General features: G+C 64.2%; 6 protein-coding genes. 4 read left to right on the top strand and 2 right to left on the bottom strand.

Annotated elements, in window-relative coordinates; genetic code table 11:
* Positions 1-21 precede the first annotated feature (21 nt).
* From AC0AP0_RS08915 to AC0AP0_RS08900, 4 genes are all read left to right on the top strand, one after another.
* The gene (locus AC0AP0_RS08915) at positions 22-759 is read left to right on the top strand and encodes a response regulator transcription factor (protein WP_110413031.1); all 738 of its coding nucleotides are present in this window, start codon (positions 22-24) and stop codon (positions 757-759) included.
* Positions 760-777: 18 nt separating this feature from the next.
* Positions 778-1908 (top strand): sensor histidine kinase, encoded by a 1131-nt coding sequence (locus AC0AP0_RS08910; RefSeq protein WP_110413288.1) that lies wholly within the window; start codon positions 778-780, stop codon positions 1906-1908.
* Between the two features lie 70 nt (positions 1909-1978).
* Positions 1979-2596, top strand: a complete 618-nt coding sequence (locus tag AC0AP0_RS08905) for a LexA family protein (RefSeq protein ID WP_490430206.1) — start codon at positions 1979-1981, stop codon at positions 2594-2596.
* Positions 2593-3945, top strand: a complete 1353-nt coding sequence (locus AC0AP0_RS08900) for a Y-family DNA polymerase (RefSeq protein WP_490430205.1) — start codon at positions 2593-2595, stop codon at positions 3943-3945. The genes AC0AP0_RS08905 and AC0AP0_RS08900 overlap by 4 nt, the downstream gene beginning before the upstream one ends.
* On the opposite strand, the gene AC0AP0_RS08895 is transcribed toward AC0AP0_RS08900, so the two are convergent.
* Together AC0AP0_RS08895 and AC0AP0_RS08890 are read right to left on the bottom strand one after the other, a co-directional pair.
* Positions 3942-4697, bottom strand: a complete 756-nt coding sequence (locus AC0AP0_RS08895; RefSeq protein WP_490430204.1) for a ComF family protein — start codon at positions 4695-4697, stop codon at positions 3942-3944. The genes AC0AP0_RS08900 and AC0AP0_RS08895 overlap by 4 nt on opposite strands.
* A 106-nt stretch (positions 4698-4803) precedes the next feature.
* On the bottom strand, positions 4804-5067 hold a 264-nt coding region (locus AC0AP0_RS08890), incomplete at its 5' end, for an HAD hydrolase family protein (protein WP_490430203.1).

Raw genomic sequence — 5067 nt, 5'->3', positions numbered from 1 at the left:
TGATCGAAGACAGAGGTAGGCATGATCAAAAACACAAGCCGCTACACTACACCCAGCACCATCCTGGTGGTTGAGGATGAACCCACCCTGGCCACCGCCATCGCCCAGCGCATCACCGCCGAAGGGTGGACGGCCCGGGTGGCCTCGGACGGTGCCAGCGCCGTGCAGGCCGCATCCCAGATCAAACCCGACCTGGTCATCATGGACATCATGTTGCCCGTCATGGACGGACTGGAGGCCACCAAGCGGATCGTGGCCGAGCGGCCGGTACCGGTGCTGATTCTGACCGCCAGAGACGACGAGGCCGACAAGGTGACCGGTCTGGGCGCCGGTGCCGACGATTACATGACCAAGCCCTTCTCCATGCGCGAGCTGATCGCCCGCTGCAAGGCCCTTCTACGCCGGGTGGAGCGGGCCAAGGTCATCGCCAAGAACTCCGAGAACGAAAAGGTGCTGGACTTCGGATCCCTGGTCATCGACCCGGCCCAGCGCATCGTGACACTGCGCGGGGAGCAGATCCACCTGACCCCCACTGAATTCGACCTGCTGGCCACGCTGGCCCGTCGGCCCAAGTCCGTGCTCACCCGCGAGAAGCTGCTGGAGGAGGTCTGGGACTGGGTGGATGCCTCGGGCACCAGGACGGTGGATTCCCACGTCAAAGCCCTACGCCACAAGCTGGGCTCGCAGATGATCCGCACCGTGCATGGAGTGGGGTACGCCTTCGAGCCGCCCGAGGATCAGGAACAGGATCAGCGGTAACGACCACGGATGCACGCCATGAGCAAGGACGGCAGAAGCCGGCGCAAGGGACCCAGTCTGAGTGCGCGGGTAGATCGCGAACGGCCTATCGGATCCTTCGCCTCATTGAAGGTGGAGCTGAGCGTCCTGATCATCATCTCCACAGCCATTGCTTTTGTCATGGCCTGGTTCTTGCTGAAGATGGGCTGGAGCGGCTGGATTGCTATGCCGCTGACCCTGGTGGTGGCCCTGGGGATCACCTACTTCTTCTCCCGAGGGCTCACCGCTCCCCTGCGGCAGATGCGGGATGCGGCCGAAGCCATGGCCGACGGGGACTACACGGTCCGGGTCCACGCCACGACGACCAGCCATGACGAAGTGGGACTCCTGGCCCAGTCCTTCAACGAGATGGCCGAGGAGCTCCAGCACGCCGACCAGATGCGCCGGGACATGGTGGCCAATGTCAGCCACGAGCTGCGCACTCCGGTCTCGGCCCTGCAGGCCATGGTGGAGAACATGGCGGACGGGGTGACCGAGCCCACTCCAGCTAACCTGGAGGGAATTCTGGAGCAGACACACCGCCTGTCCGACCTGATTGCCTTCCTGCTGGACCTGTCGAGGATGGAGGCCGGGGCCGCCAGCCTGCAGATCGAGGACTTCGACTTCGGGGACTTCATTGACGAGACCCTCCAGCCCCTGGCCATAGCCGACGCCGGGCACGCCCACGACATCCAGGTGGACCTGGAGAAAGGTCTGAGAATGGAGGGCGACCAGGACCGGCTGCGCCAGCTCTTCACCAACGTCATCAGCAACGCCCTGAAGCACTCGGCCGACGGCACCACGGTGCTGATCCAGGCCCACGAAGATCGGCAGCAGGAGACCATAGTCACCAACGTGGTCAACTTCGGCTCGCAGATACCTCCCGAAGCCCGCACCGACATCTTCCGGCGCTTCGTCAAGGGCAAGGCCGGACCAGGCACCGAGTCGGGAGGCACCGGGCTGGGGCTGTCCATCGCACGCTGGGCGGCCCAACTGCATGGAGGCCAGGTGCAGGTGGTAGACGATCCGCGCGGAGCGGACTTCGAAATCACCTTGCCCAGATACCACCGCGATCCCGATGAGGACGAGGGGGATGGGGGCCGCTCCGGCAGGTCCGACGCGCCGCATTGACGGGCAGGCGCTCGTCGACTCATAATGAAATCGAACATTTGTTCGAATGTCATCGAGTTCGAGGTGTGCCATGGTCGCTACCATCCATGGGTCGCCAGATGCGGCCCCTGCTTCCCTGCCAGAGTGCCGGGTCGATGCCCTGAGCCTCTTTCGAGGGCACCCTAGCCCCGTCCCCCAGGCCCTGGAGGCCGTCCACGCCGGCTTCCCCTCAGTGGCCCAGGACTACTTCAGCGGTGACTTCAGCTTCGACCAGAACGTCATTGTCCACCCCGACGCTACTTTCATCATCCACGTGGCCGGCGATTCTATGACCGGTGCCGGCATCTTCGATGGGGATCTGCTGGTGGTCGACCGTTCCCTGGAGCCGCGTGAGGGGGACATCGTCATCGCCATCCTGGACGACGAGCTGCTGGTCAAGCGGCTGGCCAGGCGCAAGGGGCGGACCATTCTGCGGGCCGAGAACCCTGCCTACCCCGACTTCATGCCCCAGGAGGGCGAGGAACTGGTCATCTGGGGGGTAGTCATCGGCAACTACCACTGGCAGCGGGTAGACACCAAAGGCGAATCCCGGAGCAGTTCTCCCCTACCTCAGGTCACCTATCCCGGACACACCCAGCAAGGACGCAGGCGCACAGGAAGCCAAGACCGGAAACCCACCTACCCTTCTATGGGCTGGGGGTCGGCATGAGCGCGCAGAGACCGGCCGATCCTGCATCCGGAACCGCTCTGACAAGCCGGATAGTCCTGGCTGATGCCAATTCTTTCTTTGCCTCTTGCGAGGCCGTCTTCGATCCTTCCCTGGCTGACCGTCCGGTGGTCGTGCTTTCCAACAACGACGGCTGCGTAGTGGCCCGCAACCGTCCGGCCAAGGCCCTGGGCATCACCAACGGCACACCCTGGTTTACCATTCGTGAACGGGCCTTGCAGGACGGGGTGGTGGCCCGCAGCTCCAACTATGAGCTCTACGCCAGCCTCTCCAGGCGCATGATGGCCATCATGGCCCATTTTCTGCCCAACCAGGAGGTCTACTCCATCGACGAGTGCTTCATGGACAGCATCTGGAATGACAAATGCACTGTCAAGATCTGCCGGGAGCTGCGTGCCGCAGTCCTGCGATCCACCGGCATTCCCGTTAGCGTGGGTGTGGCACCTACCAAGACCCTAGCCAAGGTAGCCAACCACTGGGCCAAGGACCATCCCTCGACCGAGGGGATCACCCTCTGGAGCCAGGTGGAGTCCCAGTATGGCGACCAGGCTCTGGCATCAGTGCCCGTTGACCAGGTCTGGGGGGTGGGCCGACGGCTGACCGGCAGACTTATGGGCATGGGCATCACCACTGCCCTGGACCTGCGCGACGCTGATCCTTCCCTAATCCGGCACCGGTTCTCCGTCATGCTGCAGCGCACCGTCCTGGAATTGAGGGGACAGCCCTGCATCGAGCCCGAAACGGATGCCGCCAGGGGCGTGCGCACCGATCAGATTCTGTGCTCGCGCATGTTCTCCCACCCCATCGAGGGCTACGCCACCCTGGCCCAGGCGTTGAGCATCTATGCCCAGAAGGCCTGTCGCCGTCTGCGTCGGCAGCACGGCCTCTGTGGCAAAGTGCGGGTCTTCTGCTCCACCAGCCCCTATGCGCCCCAGCAGTTCTGCACAGCCGGCCGGACTGTCGTCCTGGAGGATCCCAGCGACGACCCCCTGGTCATCGCCGGCGCAGCCAGCCGGGCACTCAAGGGCCGAGTAGATCCGCACGCCCGCTGGATCCGGGCCGGGGTGGTTCTGCTGGACCTGACCAATGCTGACCATTTCCACACCTTGGAAGGTCTGGACGCAGCCCGGGACACCCATGGTCTGGGGAATGTCCTGGAGGATGCCACCCGTCGTTTCGGTCCCTTCCGGGTGGGCGTAGGCTACGGAGGCATCCGCGGCCAGGGCCGGAGCGACGAGGATACGGGGGCCGACTGGGCCATGAACCGGGGCATGCTCTCCCCTCGGGCCACCACCCGCTGGGACGAGATGGCCGTGGCCCAGGCCCGCTAGAGATCCTCATGGCCTGGAGGAACGGCCGCCAGAGCCAAGGCAGCCAACGGCAGGGCGCCTGCAGTCTCCAGGGCACGAGCACACTGGCGGATGGTGGATCCTGTGGTGATGATGTCGTCCACCACCAGGACGGGATGGCCAGCCAGGCGTGAGGGATCCGCAACTGCGATCCGGCCCGCTAGCCGACGTGAACGGTTCCGACGGCCGCCCGCCTGGACGGACTTGGTTCTGACGGAGTTCATGATCAGCGCCGGTTCCACACGGACAGTCAGACCCTGCTGCTGCAGGGACTGGACCAGAGACAGAAGGATCGGCTGCAGATGAACCCTCCCCCGCCTGCGCAGGGATGCGGACGAGGATGGGGCGGGAACCACCAGGATCGCCTTTGCAGGCTTGGACCGGAGCAGAGGATCGATCAGTCTAGCCAGGACCGGGGCAAGATCGGCCATGACCTGGCCCAAGGGTGCGTCCAAGGGCCGGTTGTCGTGGTCCTTCCAGGCTAGAATGATCCGCCTGACAGGTCCTCGATATGGAGCACAGGCCAGGGCCAGGCCTATAGCATAGGCGGGCGCAGGCACCGATAGGGGCCGGAAGAGCAGGGATCTGCAAGTGGGGCATAGCAGAAGATCAGGGCGGCCACAGCCGGCGCAGGCTCGAGGAGCCAGCAGGTCTAGGGCCGAGCTTGCCAAGGCTGAGGCGACAGCACAAGCGGCCTGTCGGAACCGGCCGGATGCCGATGAAAGGTTGCGCATAACGCCTAGCCAACCCTCAAACATTGAGGATAGGAAAGCAAGACAGAGCCATGTGCATGAACAGACCATCCGTCCACAGAATTGTCTGCGGACAGGTTCAGTAGGTTCAGGCCAGATCTGCCTCCAGAGCCCGGATCAGGTCCAGGGCATCGGCCGGATTATGCACACGCAGAGCCATGGCCCCGGCCAGAGCAGTTGGATAATCGTTGCCGTCCGGATCCATCCGGTCGCCCACGAAGGCGATCTGACCGACATCCACGCCCAGTATCTTGGCCAGGGAGGTCATGGCATAAGCCTTGTCGATGCCCTTGGCTGAGATGTCCACGCTGGTGGAGCCGCCGGATCGCACCTGCAGGTGGGGCAGGTCTGC

Source organism: Bifidobacterium sp. POST2/T3 (B1), assembly GCF_058197115.1.
Note: the sequence above shows the minus strand (reverse complement) of the source record. Positions and strands in the feature narration are given on the sequence as shown.